Source organism: Janthinobacterium sp. Ant5-2-1, from assembly GCF_001445815.1.
Classification (GTDB): Bacteria; Pseudomonadota; Gammaproteobacteria; order Burkholderiales; family Burkholderiaceae_D; genus Janthinobacterium; species Janthinobacterium lividum_E.
Window position 1 is genome coordinate 1 of sequence record NZ_LNCE01000025.1, and the last position, 20,448, is coordinate 20,448.

Here is a 20,448-nt window from a genome sequence, read left to right on the forward strand (position 1 = left end):
TTATTTGTGTCAGGCAGGAAAGTGCCAAAATTCAATTGTTAAATAAATTAAATTTGTAATTGGGTAAAATGATCGTTGAAAGTTTGGTGTTTGTCCGTTACCTGTCTAGACAGCTGTTGTTTTTTTGTGACGACATTTACGCCGTGTAAGGTAGGGTGCCGGGCAAAAAAAAGCCGCCCGGAGAGGGCGGCTGGCATTGGCAAAGGCGGCTGTTACTGGAACGCCACTTCCGCAAAGCTGCGCAATTTCCGGCTGTGCAACCGGTCCACGCCTTGGCGGCGCAGCAGTTCCACGGCGCGGATGCCGATGCGCAGATGCTGGTCAACCCTTTCGCGGTAGAAGTGATTGGCCATGCCGGGCAGCTTGATTTCACCGTGCAGCGGCTTGTCGCTCACGCACAGCAAGGTGCCGTAGGGCACGCGGAAACGGAAGCCGTTGGCGGCGATGGTCGCGCTTTCCATGTCCAGCGCGATGGCGCGGCTCTGGCTGAAACGGCGCTCCGGCGTGCGCTGCGGCAGCAATTCCCAGTTGCGGTTATCCGTGCTGGCCACGGTGCCCGTGCGCATGATGTGTTTCAAGTCATGGCCCGTCAGCTGGGTGATTTCCGCCACGGCCGTTTGCAGCGCCTGCTGGATTTCCGCCAGCGGCGGGATCGGTACCCACAGCGGCAAATCCTCGTCGAGCACGTGGTCTTCGCGCACGTACGCATGCGCCAGCACGTAGTCGCCCAGGCTTTGCGTCGTGCGCAGGCCGGCGCAGTGGCCCAGCATCAGCCAGGCGTGCGGGCGCAGCACGGCGATATGGTCGGTGATGGTCTTCGCATTGGCGGGACCGACGCCGATATTGACCATGGTGATGCCGCTGCCATCGGCGCGCAGCAAATGGTAGGCAGGCATCTGCGGCAGGCGCGGCGGGGCGGCGCCCAGCGCATCTTCGCTCTCGACCGTCTGGCCGACCCGGCGCGTGACCACATTGCCGGGTTCGACAAAGGCGATGTAGCCGTCGTCGTCCGATGGCGCGGCCGCATCGGGTGCGCGGTCCATCATGGCGTGGCCCAGACGAATGAATTCGTCGATGTAGAACTGGTAGTTGGTAAACAGGACGAAGTTCTGGAAGTGCTGCGGCGAGGTGCCGCTGTAGTGGCGCAGGCGCTGCAGCGAGTAATCGACGCGCGGGCCCGTGAACAGCGACAGCGGCTGCGCTTCGCCGTGCGCCGGTTCATGCGTGCCGTTGGCGATGCCGTCGTCCATGGCCGACAGGTCGGGCAGGTCGAACAGGTCGCGCATGGCCAGGCGGCGGCCCGCGTCCATATTGCCTTCGATATGGTCATGTTCGGCGAACGAGAAATGCACGGGGATGGGCTGGGCGCTGACGCCCACTTCCAGGTGCACCTTCTGGCCGCTGTTATGGTTTTTCAGCAGCAGGGTGAACTGGTCCAGGTAGTAATCGCCAAACAGGTCGGGACGCGTCAGCGTGGTTTCAAACACGCCGGGACCGGCGACAAAACCGTAGGCCAGCGGCGAGTCGGCGCGCGCCACGGTATCCGTCTGGATGCGCACGAAGGGGTAGCAGGCGCGCACTCTTTCGTGCATGTCTTCGCCGGCGACAAAACGCTGCAGCGCATCGCGCAAATGTTCGATGCTGCTGCGATAAATGGCTTGCACCTGTTCCAGCGCCAGGCGTGGATCGTCGAAGCGGGAGGAGGCGATGAAGGGGGGCGTAAGCAAGCGGATTCTCCTTGTGGCGGTTCGTGCATACCATTGTAAGGCAGCAAGGCCAGTCGCGTTGGACGTGTTTCTCAGCGAACCGGGCCGCTTGACGGATCCAAATAGAATCTGTATTCTATTTGGATGGTCAGACTAGCTAAATTCAACGAAAACAACTTCATCGACAGCGCGATCGCCGTCGTCGCCCAGTGCGGCGTGGGCGCCGTCTCGATGGCCGCCATTGCCGTCAAGGCCGGTGCGCCCATCGGCTCCGTATATCACCGCTTCGATTCGCGCAACGCCATCCTGGCGCGCGCCTGGCTGCGCGTAAAAAGCGACTTCCGCGAGGAAGTGGCCAGCCGCTGGCTCGGTGGCGATACCTGGGCCGGCGTGCATGGCTTGCTGGACTGGTGCCGGCGCAAGCCCGTGTATGCGCGCTTCCTGCTGCAATGCGCGGACAGCCCCGATTTCAGCAATGGCCTCAGCGAGGAATTGCTGGCCGCCGTGGAAGAGGAGCAGGCCGCGCTCGACGCCTGCTTTGTCCGCTGTGCCGAAGCCATGCCCGCCACCACGGAACTGGACCTCGATCACATGCTGCTCAAATTCGTCCTGATCGACGCGCCCGTGGCCGTCGTCAAGCCTTACCTGACCCAGGAGCGGCCGATACCGGCCAGCGTCGACGCCATGCTGCGCGCCTCGCACGACGCCGTGCGCGGCTGGGCCGCCCACACCACCTCACACTAACAAAGAAAAGAATCCCCATGCGCTATTCCACCCAGCTTGAACACGGCAAGAAAATCCCCCTGCACGACGAAGAAGGTTTCATCGGCATGCGCGCGGCCGGCCGCATCGCCGCCGACACGCTCGACTACATCACGCCTTTCGTGAAACCGGGCGTGTCGACGGCCAAGCTCGACGCCCTGTGCGAAGAATTCATGCGCGCCGCCGGCGCCATCCCGGGCACTATCGACTACCACGGCTACAAGCACGCCAGCTGCATCTCCGTCAATCACGTGGTCACGCACGGCATCCCGTCCGAGACCAAGATCCTCAAAGTGGGCGACATCCTCAATATCGACGTGACGCCCAAGTTCAATGGCTGGTTCGGCGACACCAGCCGCACCTTCAAGGTGGGCGCCGTCTCCATCCTCGCCAACCGCCTTGTCAACACGGCGTATGAAGCCATGATGGCCGGCATCCACACCGTGCGTCCGGGCGCGACCCTGGGCGACGTGGGCGCCGCCATCGAAGCGGTGGCCAAGGCGCAGGGCTTTTCCTCCGTGCGCGACTTCTGCGGCCATGGCGTGGGTCAGGTCTTCCACGACACGCCGCAAGTGCTGCATTACGGCCGCGCCGGCACGGGCATCGTGCTGGAACCGGGCATGATCTTTACCATTGAACCGATGCTCAACGTGGGCAGCTACCAGGTCAAGGTCTTGCCCGACAAATGGACGACGGTGACGAAAGACCGTTCGCTGTCGGCGCAGTTCGAGCACTCGCTGGCCGTGACGGAAACGGGTTTTGAAATCTTTACCCTGACCGGTTTGACCGAACCGCTGGTGTAAGCATGGATGACGCGCGCCGGCAGCAGCTTACCGATATCGTCGCCGCGAAAGCCGGCGTGGATGTCGCTTGCGCGGCGCGCCACCTGGCGCTGCATGATGACGACGTGGCGGCCGCCCTGCGCGGCATCGACGCTGAACGTTATACGTTGACGCAGCGGCTGCTGAACAAATACCGGCGCGATCCGGAAGACGCGCTGCAGCACGTGGCGCTGGCCGTGCTGCAGCAGGAAGGCATCGGCAGCGACAGCGTGCTGCGCGCGGAGCGCATCGCGGCCCTGGCGCCGCCCGTCGCCGGCATGGTGATGCTGGCCGAGTGGCTGGCCTATGTGGACTGGGAAGGCTACGACAGCGCCCTGTACGCGAATATCGACGCGGTGGCGGCGTTCATCGCCGGCGCACTGGACCTGCCCGAGGTGGCCGCCAATCTGCTGCAGGCGCGCGACGAAACGGTGTTCGAAGCGCAGCGCCCCGCGCTGGCTGCCGCGGCCCTGCTATTCATCGAACGCCACATCGCGCTCTTTCCCTGAGAGTGCCCTGCGTCTTACAATGGCGGCAAGCACTGTTGCCCCATTTTGAAGACTTCCGCATGAGCGATTTTCCCGAAGATATCTACACCGAGCCGTCCGCCGACGTGCACACCCTGAACAACCTGGGCCCCTTGACGGGCATGGCCGGCATCTGGACGGGTACGCGCGGCCTGGACGTCAAGCCGAAGGCCGATGGCCCGCGCAAGCAGGCCTTTGTCGAGCGCATCGAACTGCAGCCGATCGACCCCGTCACCAACGGCCCGCAACTGTTCTACGGCTTGCGCTACTACATCCACATCACCAAGCCGGATCAAGTCAAGACGTATCATGAGCAGGTGGGCTACTGGCTGTGGGAGCCGGCCACGGGTGCCGTGATCCAGACCCTGGCCATCCCGCGCGGCCAGATCGCCATGGCGTCCGGCACGACGACGGCGGACGCCACCAGTTTCGAGCTGGTGGCCAAGCGCGATTCGACGGCGTACGGCATCTGCTCGAATCCCTTCCTCGAACACGCGTTCACCACCGTCGAATACCGCATCAAGGTCGATATCCACGCCGATGGCACGTGGGGCTACGATGAAGACACGGTCATGCTGATCCGCGGCAAGGACGAACCGTTCCATCACACTGACCGCAACCTGCTGACGAAAATCGCCGAACCGACGCCGAATCCGATGGCCTTGCAGGCGCTGGCGGCGGCAGCTTAAGGTTTGCCTTGCGCCACCGCCTTGATGGCGCGCTCCTCGCCCATGGCGGCGGCGATCTTCCAGCGCTGCATGGCGCTGGCGCGGTCCGGGCGTTTCAAGCCCGCGCCTTCCCAGTCCATCAGTCCCAGGTTGTAGATATCGCCCGCGCTGCCCTTGTCGGCGGCGAGGGTGAACCATTTGCGCGCTTCCTTGTGGTTGACGGGAATCTGGTAGCCGCGCACGTGGTACAGGCCCAGTAAGTGCATGGCTTGCGCATTGCCCTTGTTCGCAGCCTGTTTCAGCAAATCGAGGCCGCGCGCCATGTTGCGCGGCTCTTGCCAGCCTTCGGCCAGCATCACGCCTTTCGCCGTCAGCGCATAGCTGTCGTTCTTCACGAGACCCTTGCCGATCAGGGGCTTGGCAGCCACCTGGCGCGCTTCGCGCTGCTGCGCCGTTGGCGCGGTGACGGGACCGGGCTTGCCTTCGCCCATCAGCAGCATCCAGCCATAAAGACCATACGCACCGGCGTCGCCCTTGCCGACCAGGCTTTCCAGCATGGCCAGCGCCTGCACCTTGTCGCCATTTTCGTACAGCTTGACGGCCTTGGCGCTACTCGCATCTGGCTGCACTGGGGCTGGCACATGAGGCGCGATGGGCGCCGACGCGATGGCCGTTTGCGGCGGTGGAGCAGCCGGGCGCACGCGCACCGGCAAGCCATAGCTGGCGGCCAGCACGGCCAGAGTGGCGGGCGCGAGGATCAGCACTTGCGCCAGCTGGTTGCGGCGGCCCTTGCCGGCGATGCCCATGGCCCGTTCGGCTTGCCGCTCGCCGCCCAGCGCCTCGCTCAGCACGGCTTTCACCTTGCGGTTGAACAGCCAGTAGCCGGCGCACGTGACGAGCAAGCCGGCGACGGCGGCCGCACCGCGTCCGGCGAAGAACCAGGTGGCGATGGCGGCGACCAGCGCGGCCAGCGCGCTTTTCCACCAGAATTGCTTGGCCAGCCGCGTGTAGACCTGGCGCAGGGCGCCGAGCACGCAGGTACGTACATTGTTGGCATAGTCGGCGGAGACGACATCGACGTGCGCGTGGTCCGCGTCGCCGCTGAGGACGGACTCGATCACGTCCGCATTCAGTTCCGAGGCGGCCACGTCGCGCAGCGGCGTCAGCAAACCTTGCACGTGGGCCGAGAACAGGCCGTCGTCGGCGCTGCCGGCCAGTGCGTCGCTGAGCGCCTTGAGGTCGCCGCGCAGCAGCTTTTCCACGATGTCGTCCAGGGTCAGCCAGCGCAAGTCCGTGCCATACGCCACCAGGTGGTGCTTTTCCGCGTTGCACGATGCATCGAGGCGCACGATGCGCAGCTTGGCCGCATACAGGGCGTCGACCTCCTGCGGCTGGTCTTCATTGTAAATGCTCACTTTCGCCAGTGCCAGGCTGCTGGCAATGGCTGCCAGTGAGTGCACGCTCTCCTTGTCGCGGATGCGGCGCGCATCGTCGGGCGCCTGCTTGGGCAGGCTGACGCTGTAGCCGGGTGTCACATGTACGTCGACCCAGGCCGCCTTGCCCACCTTGCCGGAACCGTCGCACGGGTTGCAGCGCAAGTCGCCCACGCCGCTGCAGGTGCGGCACGTGACCTTGCCGCTGGCGCGGCAGGTACCGCAATTGATGCTGCCGGAACCGTGGCAAGTGTTGCAGCTGACCTTGCCGTAGCTACAATGGTAGCAAGAACGGTATTCGGTGCGGTACTGGGGCCGCGTTTCGCTGTGGTAGCTGGTGTGCGAGCTGCCGTTGCTGTAGGTGGTAGTGGGCACTTGCACCGTGATGTAATCGGTGACTTGTTCGGACACCGTGCCGCTGCCGCTGCAATACGAGCACGATACCTTGCCGCTGCCGTAGCAGCCATACGCGTCGCAGCTGACGGTGCGCCCGCCGTGGCAGTTCCAGCACGTTTCCGTCGTCGCGCCGTGGCAGGTGTGGCAGCCGATGCGGCCTTTTCCATGGCAGTTGCCGCAGGTGTCCAGGTGCCAGTACTTGACGGCGTGCGGCAGGTAGACGCCCGCCTCGACGCCGTTGTAGGCCTGGCCTGCCTGGCGCAAGTCATTGTCGAGCTTGCCCGCCGCGCGGCGCAGCCTTTCCTTTTCCTGCGCGTGAGCGAGCGCTCCCACTTCATGGGAGCCGCAGCGGCAGTCATTGCCCGCTGGCGTGAAATAGCCATTGATAACGCGCTGCTCGAAGCGCGCCTCAAGCGCATAGTTCGCCTGCAGCGAAAACTCCTGCAGCACGTCTTCCTCGCCCAGCGGCGTGATGTCGTGCGGTTCGAAACGCGTCTTGTCCTGCACCAGGGTGCGCAGCTTGCCCAGCACCGTGGGGACGTCTTCTTTCTCGAGGCGGATGGGCGCCGTCACGGCCATTGCTGATGCCTGGGGCATGTCCTCGCTGCCCTGGATATCGGTGGCCGTGTCGGTGCTGGGGTTCATGCGCGTCCTTTTGCTCTCTGGAAAGATGTTTGAATTTTAGCATCCCAATATGACAAACCATGACAAAGCGGACCCGCTTTTTCAGCGCAGGCCGCGACGGAACTGGTCGGGCGTGCCGCCGCTCTGGCGGCGAAACATGGCGATGAATGCGGAAGCCGTGCTGTAGCCCAGTTCCAGCGCGATCGCCTGCACGGTGTCTCCCTGTTCCAGCAGGGGCAGGGCGGCCAGGAAGCGCTGGCGCTGGCGCCATTCGCCGAACGGCATGCCCAGTTCGCGCTGGCAGCGGCGCGCCAGCGTGCGTTCCGTCACGTGCAGTCGCGCGGCCCACTCGGCCAGTGAGCGGTTACTGCCCGGCTCCGCCTGCAGGGCGGCCAGCAGCGCCGCGATGACGGGCTCGTCGCTGCCCGGCAGGTAGTTGCGGCTGCACGGCGCCAGTTGCAGCTGGTCGACCAGCACTTGCGCCAGGCGCTGGTCGGCTTCCGTGGCGGGCGTGGTGATGTTGCGCTCGGCAAAGTCGCCGAGGATGGCCTTGAGCAGGGGACTCAATACCAGCGCGCACGGCTGCGCCGGCAGTTGCGCGCACAGGCTGGCGTCGATGTAGGCGGAGTGAAACACGACATCCTGGCGGATATAGCCGTCGTGCAAGGTCTCGGGCGGTATCCATACGGCGTACTGGGGCGGCGACAGGTAGCGCTGGCCCGCCACCATAATTTCCATCACGCCTGTGGAGCAATACGTGAGCTGTCCCCACGGATGGCTCTGGTAATCGAATTGCTGGTGCGCGTGGTAATCGTCGAGGCGGAAATACACGGGATAGGGCAGGACGTCGGAAACGGCGGGGAAATGCTGGTTGCTGGCCATGGTGTTTTTGTCCTGTTCTTCGCATCGTTTGTCCGGTATGCATTATATCCATGGAATCGGACCATGCGAAAATGGCGGTCTTGAATACTGGAGTCCGCCGCATGCAAGCCAAGCACTATCTGTTACCCGTGATCGCCGTGCTGATCTGGGCCATCAACACCATCGTCAGCAAGATGGCTGTCGGCGTGATCGATCCGGCCGCCATCTCGTTCTACCGCTGGCTGCTGGCCGGCGTGCTGCTGGCGCTCGTGTTTGCCCGTCCCGTGTGGAAGCAGCGGGCCGTGGTGAAGCCCTACTTGGGCAAGCTGTTTGTGCTGGGCATGTTGGGCATGGTGATGTACCAGTGCCTCGCCTACATCGCCGCGCAAACGACGACGGCCACCAACATGGGCATCCTCGCATCCATGATGCCGCTGCTGGCCGTGGGTCTGTCCGTGCTGCTGCTCGGTGAGGCGCCCACCGTGGGCGGCGTGTTTGGCGGCCTCGTGTCGCTGCTGGGCCTGGCTTACCTGCTCAGCCATGGCGACCCGGCCGCCCTGATCGCCCATGGCGCGGCCGTGGGCGACGCCCTGATGCTGCTGGCCTGCCTGTCGTATGCGGGCTATGGCGTGCTGCTCAAGCGCTGGAAGATTCCCCTGAATAACTGGCATTCGCTGCTGATCCAGGTGTGGTGCGCCGTGCCCGTGCTGTTCGTGTATTACCTGAGCCAGTCCGCGCCGCCCGTCACCAGCGCCGGCTTGCCGCTGGTGCTGTTTGCCGGCATTCCCGCCTCCATCATCGCGCCGTTCTTGTGGATGCATGGCCTGGCCAAGCTGGGCCCCAGCCGCGCGACGACCTTGATGAATCTGCTGCCCGTATTCACGGTGATCATCGCCATGCTGTTCCTCGGCGAAACCTTGCACAGCTACGACGTCATCGGCGGCGGCGTGACCCTGCTGGGCGTGGTGATGGTGCAGTATCTGAAACGTCCGCTGCGCCGCGCACCGGCATAGTTTTTTTTGCTATGCTGGTGTTTTGAACAAGGAGGCGCCATGCCCAGCATCGATACACTGTTGAGTGAACTGGAAGCATTTGGTAACAGCAACGATGCGGCGCACACGGCGCGCGCCAGCCGCATGCTCAATATCACGCGCGACACGGGCGAATTGCTGGCCGTGATGGTGCACGCGCGCGGCGCGCGGCGGGTGCTGGAAATCGGCACCTCGAACGGTTATTCCACTCTGTGGCTGGCGCGCGCCGTGCAGGCGCTGGGCGGCAAGGTCGTGACGGTGGAAAAGGCGCAGGACAAGTTCGACATGGCGCACGACAACTTCGTGCGCGCGCAATTGCAGGGCGCGATCGGCCAGTTGCTGGCGGACGCGGGCGACGTGCTGCGCGATGCGGCGGACGGCGCCTACGATTTCATCTTCCTCGATTCCGCCCGCCAGCAATACGCGCAATGGTGGCCGCAGCTGGACCGCGCGCTGGCGGCCGGCGGCGTGCTGGTGGTCGACAACGCCAGTTCGCATTACGCGGACATGGCCGGCTTCATCGAGGCCGTGCGCGCCGACAGCCGCTACACGACGTGCCTGGCCACGGTCGGCAAGGGCGAATTCATCGCCGTCAAGGCGGGCAACTGATTATTCGGCAACGATAGCCGCTTCCAGCACGTGCACCAGGGATTCGACGCCTTGCGCATCGACGTCGTCGAAGCGGCCCGTCAATGGACTGTCGAGGTCGAACACGCCGATGATCTGGCCGTTGGCAAACACGGGCACCACCAGCTCGGAACGGGAATTGACGTCGCAAGCGATATGGCCGGGAAACGCATGCACGTCCTGCACGACGATGGACTTGCCTTCGACCACCGTGGTGCCGCACACGCCGCGGCCTTTCTTGATGCGGATGCAGGCGGGCTTGCCCTGGAACGGCCCCAGCACCAGTTCCTCGCCCTTGAGAAAATAAAAGCCGGCCCAGTTGAGGCCCGGCATGGTGTTGAAGACCAGCGAACTGAAGTTGGCCGTATTGGCGATGAAGTCGGTCTCGCCCGACAGCAAGCCTTGCAGCTGCGCGCGCAAGTCCGCATACATGGCTTGCTTGGCGGCGGGGGTATCGGTGCCGTAGGCGGCGTCGCTGATGGTAAACGTCATGGTCGTGGTGGCGCTTGAAAATGGGGAAGGCGACATGGTAGCGCGTTCGGGTCATCCGCGTGTGGCGCTCACTTTTTCAGGTGTTCTTGCGCCAGTTGGCGCAGCAGGGGCAAGGCCGCATGGCCGTGGTCGGCTTGCCAGGCCAGGCCGATGCCGGCCGCCAATTCTTCGCCCTCCGCCAATGGCCGGTAAGCCACGCCATCCAGGCGCAGCGCGCGGAACGAATCGGCCAGCAGGGCCATGCCCTTGCCGGCGGCCACGTCGCCCAGCAGCACATGGTGGTCGGGCGCTTCGCGCAAGAACATTGGCGCGAAACCATGGCGGCGAAATACTTGCTGGCAATGGTCGAAGAAGGCGGGCTGGCGTGCCCGCTCGAACCAGTAGACGGGCTCCTGAGAGATGTCAGACAGACTCAGCTTGCGCTTTTTCGCCAACCGGTGACCGGCGGGCAGGGCCAGCATCATGGACTGTCGCGCCAGCGGCTGCACGGCCAGCTCGAACGTGGCGCTGGGCAAGGCAAGCAGGACCGCATCGAGCTGGCCCTTGCGCACGGCCGCGACCAGGCGTGGCGACGGGGCCGCCGTCAATTCCAGGCGGACATTGCCCAGTTGCTCCTCCAGCGCCGCTAGCAGCGGCCGGAACAGGCCTGCCGCCACGGAACTCGTCAAGCCCAGGCGCAGGCGCGCGGGTGCCCTGTCTTGCCGCAGCGATTGCTGCGCCGTCTCCAGCAAATCGAGGATGTGCAGCGCCTGCGGCAGCAGGGTGCGTCCCGCTTGCGTCAAGGCCACGCCTTGCGTGTCGCGCTCGAACAGGCGCGCGCCCAGCTTGTCTTCCAGCCCCTTGATGGCGCGCGACAATGGCGGCTGGGTCATGTGCAATTGCTCCGCCGCCTGGCGGAAATTCAGGCAGCGGGCGACGGCGCAAAACAGGCTCAAGGCATGGGTGTCGAGGGCTCTCATACCAGAAAGGTATCACGAAATCGGGCATTCCCTTGCCACCCGGCGCGGTCCAGACTGGCGGCATCGAGTCAACAACTGAGGAGAGCAGCATGCAACAGCGACGCATCGGCAATAGCGGCATGAGCAGTTCGGCATTGGGCCTGGGCTGCATGGGCATGTCGGAATTCTACGGCGCCACGGACGAGGCGCAATCCCTGGCCACCCTGGAAGCGGCCTTGGCGGCGGGCGTGACCCTGTTCGACACGGCCGACGCCTACGGTTTCGGCCACAACGAACAATTGCTGGGGCGCTTTTTGGCGCGCCATCGGGGCCAGGCCCTGATCGCCACCAAGTGCGGGCTGGCGCGCGAGGCGGGCAGTTATGCGCGCCGCGTCGACAATTCCCCCGCCTACATCCGCCAGGCGTGCGAAGCGTCGCTGGCGCGCCTGGGCGTGGACGCCATCGACCTGTTTTACCTGCACCGCCTGAACCTCGAGACGCCACTGGAAGAGTCGATGGGCGCGCTGGCGCAACTGCGGCAAGAGGGCAAGATCCGCGCCGTGGGCCTGTGCGAAGTAAGCGCCGCCACCTTGCGGCGCGCGGCGGCGATCTGCCCCGTGGCCGCCGTGCAGAGCGAATACTCGCTGTGGACGCGCGAACCGGAGCAGGGCGTGCTGGCCGCCTGCCGCGACGTGGGCGCCAGTTTCTTTGCCTACAGCCCGCTGGGGCGCGGTTTCCTGACGGGCGCCATCGCCGATGCGGCCAGCTTGGACGCGGGCGACTTTCGCCATTTCAATCCCCGCTTTGCCGCCGAGAACCTGGCGCGCAATCAGGCCATCGTCGCGCAGGTCAGGGACATCGCGCACGAAAAAGGCTGCACGCCGGCCCAGCTGGCGCTGGCCTGGCTGCTGGCGCAAGGCGACGACATCATTCCCATTCCCGGCACCAAGCGCATCGCGTATCTGCACGATAATCTCGGCGCGCTGGCCGTGCGGCTGGATGGGGCCGAACTGGCGACGATGAACGCTGCCTTTCCCCTGGGCATGGCGGCGGGTGCGCGCTATACGGACGAGGGCATGAAGGGCGTGGATGCCTGAAAAAAACGCGCGAGTGTACGCCAGCGTACCTAACTGAAACTTTCTCTGCAGGATAATTGCCGGCGATCTGCTAGCATTTGGCAGTGACTGCGCGCTGCGCTATGCACGCCGTTCAATGTTCAGGTATCCGATGAGGTGGATGTTGTTAGATGACGATATTTTCGATATAGAACTGAAGTTATTGCTTGAGGGAATACTGCTGCGCTATCAGCACGATTTCCGCGATTATTCCGTGGCGTCCCTGCGCCGGCGCATGCGCCAGGCCATGGAGCGCTTCGGCTGCGCCAGTCTGTCGCAATTGCAGGACCGCATCTTGCACGAGCCAGCCATGTTCGCGCAGATGCTGCAGTTTTTCACGGTGCAAGTGAGCGAGATGTTCCGCGATCCCGCGTATTTCCGCGCCTTGCGCGAAAAAGTCGTGCCCATCCTGCACACCTATCCTTCGATCAAGATCTGGGTGGCCGGCTGCAGCAGCGGGGAAGAGGTCTGGTCGCTGGCCATCTTGCTGGAAGAGGAAGGCTTGCTCGAGCGCAGCATGATCTACGCGACCGACATCAACGTCGAAGCGCTGGCCGCCGCCGAAGCGGGTATCTATCCGGTCGAGCGCATCGCCCAGTTCAGCGAGAATTACCAGCTGGCGGGCGGCAAGCGCTCGCTGTCCGACTATTACACGGCCGCCTACAAGGGCGCCATCTTTGACCGGCGCTTGCGGCGCCAGTTCGTCTTCGCCGACCATAGCCTGGCGACGGACAGCGTGTTTTCGGAGGTGCACATGGTTTCCTGCCGTAATGTCATGATTTATTTCAATAAAGACTTGCAAGACCGCAGCCTGGGCCTGTTTCACGAAGCGCTGGTGAACCGGGGCTTCCTGGGCCTGGGCATGAAGGAAAGCCTGCATTTCAGCCGCCATGCGGACAGCTTCAACGAGCTGAGCCCGGCCGAACGCATTTTCCAGCGTGCCTGACATGCTGCCAAGCTGCGACGTCGCGCCACCGCCCGCCGGCCTGCGCCTGATCGCCATCGGCGCCTCTGCCGGCGGCGTGGAAGCGCTGGGCATCGTGCTGCGCGCCTTGCCCGCCACCTGCCGCGCGGCCGTCGTGGTGGTGCTGCACCTGGCGCCGAGCCGCTCGAGCCAGTTGCCACAGTTGTACGCGGAACGTTGCCAGCTGCCCTTGCGCGAGGCGCAGGATAAGGAGCCGCTGCAAGCGGGCACCGTGTATTTCGCCCCGCCTGACTATCACCTGCAAGTGGAGCCCGATGGCTGTTTTTCCCTGTCACAGGAAGCGCCCGTGTATTTTTCGCGCCCATCGATCGATGTCTTGCTGGAAACGGCGGCCTTGGCTTACCGGCGCGCCATGCTGGCCATTATCCTGACGGGCGCCTCGGCCGATGGCGCGGCGGGCCTGGCGCGCGTGCGGCAGCTGGGCGGCAGTGCCTGGGTGCAAGACCCGCAGCGGGCCAGTTGTGGCATCATGCCGGCGGCCGCGCTCAAGCTGGCGGGCGCCGACCGCGTGCTCGATTTGCCGCAAATGGCGGCCAGCCTGGCATTGCTGGGCAACGGCGAACACAAGTGAATGGGAGTGGTGTAGTGCGTGTAATATATGTGAAAATTGAAACAATGTTTATGTCCATATCGAAACACGATGGCGTCTCGCCGTTGCGATGCCTGAAGATGACCCCGTGACCGCACCTATCCATATCCTCGTCGTTGACGACATCGCGCAAAACCTGGTCGCCGCCGAAGCCGTGCTGGCACGGCCCGGTATTGTCATCCTGAAGGCAAGCTCGGGCGCGCAAGCGCTGGAATTGCTGTTGACACATGAAGTGGCGCTGGCCCTGATCGACGTGCAAATGCCGCACATGGATGGTTTCGAGCTGGCCGAGCTGATACGCGGCAGCGAGCGCACGCGCAGCATTCCCCTGATCTTCCTCACGGCCGCGTCGCGCGAACCGAGCTACAGCTTCCGCGGCTACGAGGCGGGCGCCGTCGATTTCCTCTACAAGCCCATCGACGTGAAAGCCTTGCAAAGCAAGGTGGCCGTATTGGTCCAGCTGTACCGGCAGAAACGCGAATTGTCGGCCCAGCTCGACGAACTCAAGCATGCATTGCACCTGAATGAACTGTTTACGGCCGTGCTGGGCCACGACTTGCGCACGCCCCTGTCCGTCGTGATGAACGGCGCCATGCTGCTGCCGATGATGAGCGACCACCCGAAGGTGATCGTCACGGCGCAGCGCATCGAAAGCAGCGCCAAGCGCATGGGGCGCATGGTCGACCAGTTGCTGGACCTGGCGCGCATCCGTTCCGGCACGATGGAGTTGCGCAGCAGCACGCACGACTACCTGGCGCTGGCGCGCGCCATCGTCGAGGAATTCGAGACGGCTGGCCAGGCCCCGCTGGTCGAGGTCAGCAGCGTGGGCGACTTGCACGGTCAATGTGATGCGGGCCTGCTGTCGCAAGTCATCTCGAATCTGTTAAGCAATGCCATCACGCATGGCGAGCCGGGCGCGCCCGTGCAACTGGCCCTCGATGGACGGGACGCCGGCCGCATTGAATTGCGCATCGCCAATCGCGGCGTCATTCCCGCCGCCTTGCTGCCGACCCTGTTCGAGCCGTTCCAGCAGGCGGGCGAGAAGCGCAGGACGGGGCAGGGCCTGGGGCTGGGCCTGTACACGGTGAACATGTTCGTCAAGGCCCACGGCGGCACGGTCGAGATCAGCTCGACGGCCGCCCATGGCACGCTGGCGACCGTGCGCATCCCGCGCCAATGCCAGGTGCGCGTGCAAGCGGAAATGGCCACATGAGCGCGCCAGCCTGGCCGCGCGGCGGCGGCAACATGGGCGAGCTGGTGCGCCAGCGCGACTGGTCCGCCACCAGCCTGGGCGCCCTCGATGGCTGGCCCGCCCATTTGCGCACCAGCGTCGACATCGTGCTCAATTCACCGATGGCGATGGTGCTGATGTGGGGCCCGCAGCACGTGATGATTTACAACGACGACTACATCCAGATTGCAGGAGAGCGCCATCCGGCGGCGCTGGGCGGCACGGTGCCGGGCATCTGGCCCGAAATCTGGGACTGGAACGCGCGCATCCTCGAAGCGGGACTGCGCGGCGAGACGCAGGTGCACCGCGAATGCTGTTTGCCGCTGTTGCGTGGCGGACAGCGCACGGACGTCTGTTTCGACCTGTATTACACGCCCGTGCATGGCGCCGATGGCCAGGTGGACGGCGTGCTGTGCACGGCACTGGAATTGACGGCGCGCATGGAAGAAGGGCGCCAGCTGAAGCTGGCCACGGCCGAGCTGGGCAAACTCAACACCACCTTGCAGGCCGAGAGCGAGGCCGTGCGCGCGGCCAACCGCCGCCTGGGCGAGGAGCGCGCCCTGCTGCGCGCCCTGTTCCAGCAGGCGCCCAGCTTCATGGCCATGCTGCGCGGGCCGCAGCACGTGTTCGAACTGGCGAACGAGCATTATCTGCGCCTGGTCGGCCACCGCGATCTGCTGGGCAAGACAGTCGAAGCGGCCTTGCCTGAAGTCAAGGAGCAAGGTTTCATCGAACTGCTCGACCAGGTCTACCGCACGGGCGAACCGTACGAGGGACGCCAGGTGAAGGTGGATTTGCAGACGGCGGACGGGCAGACGGGCCAGCGCCAGATCGATTTCGTCTACCAGCCCATCAAGGATGACGAGGGCGTGGTCACGGGCATTCTCGTCGAAGGCATCGATGTCACCGAACGCATGGAAGGCGAGGAGCGCTTGCGCCTGGCACAGCAGGCGGGCGGCATCGGCACCTTCGAATGGTTCCCCGAGACAGGCGCGATGCTGGTGTCGCCCACTTTCCGCCGCCTGTGGGGCATTGCCGACGAGGAAGAAGTAACGGAACGCCTGCTGGTGAGCCTGGTCGATGCGCGCGACCAGCAAAAGGTCGGGCCGAGCAAGCTTGACGTGGCGCCCAATCCCCTGGAATACGTGGAGTACCGCATCCGCCGTCCCGCCGATGGCGCGCTGCGCTGGATCGCGCGCCAGGGCGAGGTGGTGGCCGGCCGCGTGCCGGGCCAGCGCCGCTACGTGGGGGTGTCGTTCGACGTGACGGAGCGGCGCCAGATCGAGGATGAACTGAACGCCAGCCAGGAACGCATGGCGGCCATTTTCGGCCAGGCCTCGGTGGGCTTGTCCGAACTGGGCCTCGATGGCCGCTTCCAGCGCGTCAACGGCGCCCTGTGCTGCATGCTGGGCCGCTCGGCCGAAGAGCTGCTGAACCTGAACATGAACGACATCATGCATCCGGCGGACGTGCCCGGCAACAGCGTGCTGTTCCGGCGCCTGGTGGAAACGGGCGAATCGTTCTCTCTGGAAAAACGCTACCTGAAGCCCGATGGTTCGCAAGTGTGGGTGTCGAGCAATGTCAGCCGGCTGGTCGATGAACAAGGACAGACGCGTTCCCTGATCGCCGTCAAGACGGATATCACGGACCGGCGCCGCGTGGAAAAAGCGCTGCATGAATTGAACGAAACGCTGGAACACCGGGTCGAACAGGAAGTCGGTGAGCGCACCAAGGCCGAAGACGCCTTGCGCCAGGCGCAGAAGATGGAAGCCGTGGGTCAGCTGACGGGCGGTATCGCGCACGATTTCAATAATGTGCTGCAAATCATTTCCGGCAATTTGCATCTGCTGCAGCATCTGGCGGGCACGGATGGCCTGATGCGCCAGCGCCTGGACACGGCGATTGCCGCCGTCGAGCGGGGCGCCAAGCTGTCGTCGCACCTGCTAGCGTTTGCGCGGCGCCAGCCCTTGCAACCGGTGGTGGCCGACTTGGCGCGCGTAGTGCGCAACATGGATGCGCTGCTGCGGCGCGCCCTGGGCGAAGCGATCGACATCGTGCTGGTGGGCGGCGGCGGGCTGTGGAATACCCTCGTCGACCGCAGCCAGATCGAGAACGTCATCCTCAACCTGGCCATCAATGCGCGCGACGCCATGGATGGCGTGGGCAAGCTGACCATCGAGCTGGGCAATGTCGTGCTCGACGAACAGTATGTGCACAACCTGGTCGACGTGCCGGCGGGGCAGTACGTGATGCTGTCGGTGACCGATACGGGCCGCGGCATGAGCGGCTCGGTGCTGCAGCGCGCGTTCGAGCCCTTCTTCACCACCAAGCCGGAAGGCGCGGGCACGGGCCTGGGCTTGTCGATGGCGTATGGCTTTGTCACGCAAAGCCGTGGCCATATCCGCATTTACAGTGAACCTGGCGTAGGTACGGGAGTCAAAATCTATTTGCCCCGTTCCCTGATGGCGGAAGCGGACGAGGAACTGGAATTGAGCGGCGTCGTCACGGGCGGCACGGAAACGGTGCTGGTGGTGGAAGACGACGTGGGCGTGCGCACCACCGTGGTCGACATGCTCGGCGCGCTTGGCTACAAGGTGCTCAAGGCCGAAGATGGCGAAAGCGCGCTGGCCGTGCTGCACAGCGGCGCGCAGATCGACCTGCTGTTTACGGACGTGATCATGCCCGGTCCCGTCAGCAGCACGGAGATGGCGCGCCAGGCGCGCGAGTTGCAGCCCGATATCGCCGTACTGTTTACGTCGGGCTACGCGCAGGATGTCATCGTGCACGAAGGGCGTCTCGACGCGGGAGTGGAATTGCTCAGCAAGCCGTACCGGCGCGAAGAGCTGGCGCGCAAGCTGCGCCACGTGCTGGCCAACCGCCAGCAGCAAATGCGTGCGCGCCAGTTTGAACGGTCCGGCGCGCCGGTGGCTGGCAGCAGCACGTCGGTCAGCATGCTGGGAGGCGGCACGCCGGGGCTGGACTTGACGGGCCACGCACCGGAACCGCAGGGGGACATGCCGACATCGATGAAGATACTCGTGGTGGAAGACAATCTCGATTCGCAGCTGATGGTGTGCGAACTGGTGGGCATGCTGGGCCACACGGTCAGCGGCGTATCCGATGGCGAGGCGGCGTGGAAATTGCTCAACGAGCAAGACTTCGATATCCTGTTTACGGATGTCAGCCTGCCGGGCATGTCCGGCATCGCGCTGGCGCGCATGGTACTGCGCGATAAACCGGGCATGCGCATCATCTTTTCCACGGGCTACGGCAAGGAATCGATGGATGAACTGGGCTTTTCCGCCAGCGTCTTGCGCAAGCCCTATGATTTGCTGGAGTTGCAAGCGGCACTCGACCAACCCTGACGGGCATGCGCCGCACGGCTTGCCTGTCTCATCCGCGAGGTAAAGCATGACCCCTGAACTGACGATGCTGGCCTGCACCCTGGTGCTGGCGCTGGTGCAAATCCTCCTGCCCGCGCTGTTCCGCACGCGCGAAACGGGCACGGCCTATAACGTGAGCGCCCGCGATGGCGACGGGCCGCCCGTGGGCAAGATCACGGGCCGCTTGCGGCGGGCCCAGGCGAATCTGTTTGAAACCCTGCCCCTGTTCGCCGCCGCCGTGCTGATCGCCCACGTGACGGCGCAGGAAAGCGCGCTGACCTTGTACGGCGCCGCCCTGTACCTGGCCGCGCGCGTGCTGTATCTGCCCCTGTATGCGTTTGGCGTGCCCATCGTGCGCACGCTCGTGTGGTGCGTGTCGATTGCCGGCTTGCTGATGCTGTTCTGGGCCATCCTGTTTGCTTCTTGATATCCTACACGGGCTGTAGCAGCCGTCCTATGGCGGCGCGCCAGGCCCGGCCTTAAAGTAATTGCAGCCAGGCGCAAGGGCGCCGGCATGGCGCTTTTACTTTTGGGATGGCAACGATGCAGCTTACTGCGAACAAGTCCGGTCGACTCATTCAGCGCCTGCTGCGCTCGGTTTTTGGCGTGGCGCGGCTGCGCACGGGCCAGCAGGAAGTCATCGACAGCGTGCTGGCCGGACGCGACACCCTGGCCATCATGCCCACCGGCAGCGGCAAGTCCCTGTGCTACCAGTTGCCCGCCGCCCTGTTGCCGGGCGCGACCCTGGTCGTGTCGCCGCTGATCTCGCTCATGAAAGACCAGCTGGAAAAGCTGCATGAACTGGGCATCACGGCCGTGCAACTCAACAGCAGCCTGTCGCGCGCCGAAGAGGACGACGCCCTCGCCCGCATCGCCCAGGGCGGCAGGCTCATTATCTTTTGCACGCCGGAACGCCTGGCGATGCCCGACTTCCTGTCCTTGCTGGCCGGCGCGCCGCCCAGCCTGGTCGTCATCGATGAAGCCCATTGCATTTCCCAGTGGGGCCACGACTTCCGTCCCGCCTATCTGGAAATCGCGGCCGCCCTGCGCGCGCTGGGCCGTCCGCCCGTGCTGGCGCTGACGGCCACGGCCACGGGCGAAGTGATAGACGATATCGACGCGCAGCTGGAAGCGCGCAAGTTGCAGGTCATCAATACGGGCATCTACCGCGCCAATTTGCGCTACCGCGTGATCCAGGTCACGAATGCGGGAGAGAAGCAGGACGAAGTCCTGCGCCTGCTGCGCGAGGCGGCAGGCGTGGGCATCGTGTATGCGGCCACCGTCAAGGCCGTCGAAGAGCTGGCGACGCGGCTGGCGGAACTGGGCGAGAGCGTCACGTGCTACCACGGCAAGCTGGCGGCGCGCGAGCGCAAGCAGAACCAGGACTTGTTCATGAATGGCGAGCGTCGCATCATGGTCGCCACCAACGCGTTTGGCATGGGCATCGACAAGCCCGACACGCGCTTCGTCATCCACTTGCAAGTGCCGGCCAACCTGGAAGCGTACTACCAGGAATCGGGCCGGGCAGGGCGCGACGGCTTGCCCGCCGACTGCACCTTGCTGTACTTCCAGGAAGACAAGCGGGTGCAGCAATTCTTTCTGGCCAAGCACTATCCCACGGCCGAAGAACTGGCGGCCATCGTGGCGGCGGCGCAAGAATTGCCTGCCACCTTTACGTTCGCTGCGCTGGCGTCCAGCCTGCCCGAGTTTTCCGACGGCCACCTGAAGGTCTGCCTGAAATTGTTAAAGGACGGCAAGCTGCTGCGCCAGGACCGCAAGCTCGGCTACAGCTTGAAAGCGCCATCGGCTACCACGCCTGCGTATGCGCAGCTGGCGCAGATCTATGTCGACAAGCAGGAGCGCGACAAGCAGGCGCTCGAGCAGATGGTGGCGTATGCGCAAAGCGGCCTGTGCCGCTGGAAACTGCTGCTCGATTACTTCGGCGATGCCGGCGATTTCGAGCGCTGCTGCACCTGCGACAATTGCCAGTCGCCGCCCGCGCTGGCCGCGCCCATCAGCCTTGACGAGTTCCCGCCAGTGCCTGCTGAAGCGACACCGCCGGCACCAGCCCCCCAGATCGCCGTCGGCAGCCGCGTGCGCGTGCCGCGCTACCAGATCGGCACCGTGCTGTCGGTGGCGGGCGACCAGGTCACCATTGCCTTTCCGGAAAACACCACGCGCACCTTCATGGCGGAGTTCGTCGTCCCCGCGTGAAGCCATGGTGCGCTGCCGAACAGTGATCTGGCGCAAGCGCGCTAG

General features: G+C 64.5%; 18 protein-coding genes. 13 read left to right on the top strand and 5 right to left on the bottom strand.

The genetic code is table 11. The annotated features are described in order from the left end of the window. Positions 1 to 212: 212 nt before the first annotated feature. A complete protein-coding gene (locus ASN89_RS09080) occupies positions 213 to 1,727 on the bottom strand; it encodes an AMP nucleosidase (protein ID WP_034750639.1) in 1,515 nt (504 codons plus the stop codon). A gap of 123 nt (positions 1,728 to 1,850) precedes the next feature. Here ASN89_RS09080 and ASN89_RS09085 point away from each other — a divergent pair, with 123 nt between their 5' ends. The 4 genes from ASN89_RS09085 to ASN89_RS09100 are packed head-to-tail and all read left to right on the top strand — an operon-like array spanning position 1,851 to position 4,505. Further along, the gene (locus tag ASN89_RS09085; RefSeq protein WP_058049040.1) at positions 1,851 to 2,450 is read left to right on the top strand and encodes a TetR/AcrR family transcriptional regulator; all 600 of its coding nucleotides are present in this window, start codon (positions 1,851 to 1,853) and stop codon (positions 2,448 to 2,450) included. Between the two features lie 17 nt (positions 2,451 to 2,467). Then, on the top strand, positions 2,468 to 3,271 hold the full coding sequence (map, locus tag ASN89_RS09090) for a type I methionyl aminopeptidase (RefSeq protein ID WP_058049041.1): 804 nt from the start codon (positions 2,468 to 2,470) through the stop codon (positions 3,269 to 3,271). Between the two features lie 2 nt (positions 3,272 to 3,273). Beyond that, positions 3,274 to 3,798, top strand: a complete 525-nt coding sequence (locus ASN89_RS09095) for a hypothetical protein (protein WP_058049042.1) — start codon at positions 3,274 to 3,276, stop codon at positions 3,796 to 3,798. Between the two features lie 59 nt (positions 3,799 to 3,857). Next, positions 3,858 to 4,505 carry an FABP family protein gene (locus ASN89_RS09100; protein WP_034750633.1) on the top strand — a complete coding sequence of 216 codons (648 nt, stop codon included), beginning with the start codon at positions 3,858 to 3,860 and terminating at the stop codon, positions 4,503 to 4,505. Here ASN89_RS09100 and ASN89_RS09105 read toward each other — a convergent pair. Together ASN89_RS09105 and ASN89_RS09110 are read right to left on the bottom strand one after the other, a co-directional pair. After that, positions 4,502 to 6,958 (bottom strand): tetratricopeptide repeat protein, encoded by a 2,457-nt coding sequence (locus ASN89_RS09105; RefSeq protein ID WP_058049043.1) that lies wholly within the window; start codon positions 6,956 to 6,958, stop codon positions 4,502 to 4,504. The genes ASN89_RS09100 and ASN89_RS09105 overlap by 4 nt on opposite strands. An 81-nt stretch (positions 6,959 to 7,039) precedes the next feature. Next, a complete protein-coding gene (locus ASN89_RS09110) occupies positions 7,040 to 7,819 on the bottom strand; it encodes an AraC family transcriptional regulator (protein WP_058049044.1) in 780 nt (259 codons plus the stop codon). A gap of 101 nt (positions 7,820 to 7,920) precedes the next feature. Here ASN89_RS09110 and ASN89_RS09115 point away from each other — a divergent pair, with 101 nt between their 5' ends. Together ASN89_RS09115 and ASN89_RS09120 are read left to right on the top strand one after the other, a co-directional pair. Further along, a complete protein-coding gene (locus ASN89_RS09115) occupies positions 7,921 to 8,811 on the top strand; it encodes a DMT family transporter (RefSeq protein WP_058049108.1) in 891 nt (296 codons plus the stop codon). Between the two features lie 39 nt (positions 8,812 to 8,850). Further along, complete coding sequence (locus ASN89_RS09120; RefSeq protein WP_058049045.1) at positions 8,851 to 9,438, top strand: O-methyltransferase; 588 nt, start codon at positions 8,851 to 8,853, stop codon at positions 9,436 to 9,438. Here the strand turns inward: ASN89_RS09120 and ASN89_RS09125 are convergent, their stop codons facing one another. Further along, positions 9,439 to 9,948 carry a GAF domain-containing protein gene (locus ASN89_RS09125; protein ID WP_058049046.1) on the bottom strand — a complete coding sequence of 170 codons (510 nt, stop codon included), beginning with the start codon at positions 9,946 to 9,948 and terminating at the stop codon, positions 9,439 to 9,441. It lies immediately after the preceding gene. Positions 9,949 to 10,016: 68 nt separating this feature from the next. Further along, positions 10,017 to 10,907 (bottom strand): LysR family transcriptional regulator, encoded by an 891-nt coding sequence (locus ASN89_RS09130; protein ID WP_058049047.1) that lies wholly within the window; start codon positions 10,905 to 10,907, stop codon positions 10,017 to 10,019. A gap of 89 nt (positions 10,908 to 10,996) precedes the next feature. Here ASN89_RS09130 and ASN89_RS09135 point away from each other — a divergent pair, with 89 nt between their 5' ends. The 7 genes from ASN89_RS09135 (at position 10,997) to ASN89_RS09165 (ending at position 20,403) form a co-directional block, all read left to right on the top strand. Next, a complete protein-coding gene (locus tag ASN89_RS09135; protein WP_058049048.1) occupies positions 10,997 to 11,983 on the top strand; it encodes an aldo/keto reductase in 987 nt (328 codons plus the stop codon). Positions 11,984 to 12,122: 139 nt separating this feature from the next. After that, positions 12,123 to 12,947: a CheR family methyltransferase gene (locus tag ASN89_RS09140; RefSeq protein ID WP_200899269.1), complete on the top strand. Its 825-nt coding sequence runs from the start codon at positions 12,123 to 12,125 to the stop codon at positions 12,945 to 12,947. A 1-nt stretch (position 12,948) separates the two neighbouring features. Continuing rightward, positions 12,949 to 13,557: a chemotaxis protein CheB gene (locus ASN89_RS09145; RefSeq protein WP_058049049.1), complete on the top strand. Its 609-nt coding sequence runs from the start codon at positions 12,949 to 12,951 to the stop codon at positions 13,555 to 13,557. A gap of 106 nt (positions 13,558 to 13,663) precedes the next feature. After that, positions 13,664 to 14,788, top strand: a complete 1,125-nt coding sequence (locus tag ASN89_RS09150) for a hybrid sensor histidine kinase/response regulator (RefSeq protein ID WP_058049109.1) — start codon at positions 13,664 to 13,666, stop codon at positions 14,786 to 14,788. Continuing rightward, complete coding sequence (locus ASN89_RS09155) at positions 14,785 to 18,171, top strand: PAS domain S-box protein (RefSeq protein ID WP_058049050.1); 3,387 nt, start codon at positions 14,785 to 14,787, stop codon at positions 18,169 to 18,171. Before ASN89_RS09150 ends, ASN89_RS09155 begins: the two co-directional genes overlap by 4 nt. A gap of 46 nt (positions 18,172 to 18,217) precedes the next feature. Further along, positions 18,218 to 18,616: an MAPEG family protein gene (locus ASN89_RS09160; RefSeq protein WP_058049051.1), complete on the top strand. Its 399-nt coding sequence runs from the start codon at positions 18,218 to 18,220 to the stop codon at positions 18,614 to 18,616. A gap of 116 nt (positions 18,617 to 18,732) precedes the next feature. Continuing rightward, entirely contained in the window at positions 18,733 to 20,403 is a 1,671-nt protein-coding gene (locus ASN89_RS09165) for a RecQ family ATP-dependent DNA helicase (RefSeq protein ID WP_058049052.1), read from the top strand. Positions 20,404 to 20,448: the final 45 nt, after the last annotated feature.

Coding starts and splice junctions, on each gene's coding strand:
- ASN89_RS09105 (WP_058049043.1), bottom strand. CDS start 6,958: ATGAACCCCAGCACCGACACGGCCACCGATATCCAGGGCAGCGAGGAC.
- ASN89_RS09095 (WP_058049042.1), top strand. CDS start 3,274: ATGGATGACGCGCGCCGGCAGCAGCTTACCGATATCGTCGCCGCGAAA.
- ASN89_RS09100 (WP_034750633.1), top strand. CDS start 3,858: ATGAGCGATTTTCCCGAAGATATCTACACCGAGCCGTCCGCCGACGTG.
- ASN89_RS09165 (WP_058049052.1), top strand. CDS start 18,733: ATGCAGCTTACTGCGAACAAGTCCGGTCGACTCATTCAGCGCCTGCTG.
- ASN89_RS09160 (WP_058049051.1), top strand. CDS start 18,218: ATGACCCCTGAACTGACGATGCTGGCCTGCACCCTGGTGCTGGCGCTG.
- map (WP_058049041.1), top strand. CDS start 2,468: ATGCGCTATTCCACCCAGCTTGAACACGGCAAGAAAATCCCCCTGCAC.
- ASN89_RS09155 (WP_058049050.1), top strand. CDS start 14,785: ATGAGCGCGCCAGCCTGGCCGCGCGGCGGCGGCAACATGGGCGAGCTG.
- ASN89_RS09110 (WP_058049044.1), bottom strand. CDS start 7,819: ATGGCCAGCAACCAGCATTTCCCCGCCGTTTCCGACGTCCTGCCCTAT.
- ASN89_RS09140 (WP_200899269.1), top strand. CDS start 12,123: ATGTTGTTAGATGACGATATTTTCGATATAGAACTGAAGTTATTGCTT.
- ASN89_RS09085 (WP_058049040.1), top strand. CDS start 1,851: ATGGTCAGACTAGCTAAATTCAACGAAAACAACTTCATCGACAGCGCG.
- ASN89_RS09145 (WP_058049049.1), top strand. CDS start 12,949: ATGCTGCCAAGCTGCGACGTCGCGCCACCGCCCGCCGGCCTGCGCCTG.
- ASN89_RS09120 (WP_058049045.1), top strand. CDS start 8,851: ATGCCCAGCATCGATACACTGTTGAGTGAACTGGAAGCATTTGGTAAC.
- ASN89_RS09130 (WP_058049047.1), bottom strand. CDS start 10,907: ATGAGAGCCCTCGACACCCATGCCTTGAGCCTGTTTTGCGCCGTCGCC.
- ASN89_RS09135 (WP_058049048.1), top strand. CDS start 10,997: ATGCAACAGCGACGCATCGGCAATAGCGGCATGAGCAGTTCGGCATTG.
- ASN89_RS09115 (WP_058049108.1), top strand. CDS start 7,921: ATGCAAGCCAAGCACTATCTGTTACCCGTGATCGCCGTGCTGATCTGG.
- ASN89_RS09125 (WP_058049046.1), bottom strand. CDS start 9,948: ATGACGTTTACCATCAGCGACGCCGCCTACGGCACCGATACCCCCGCC.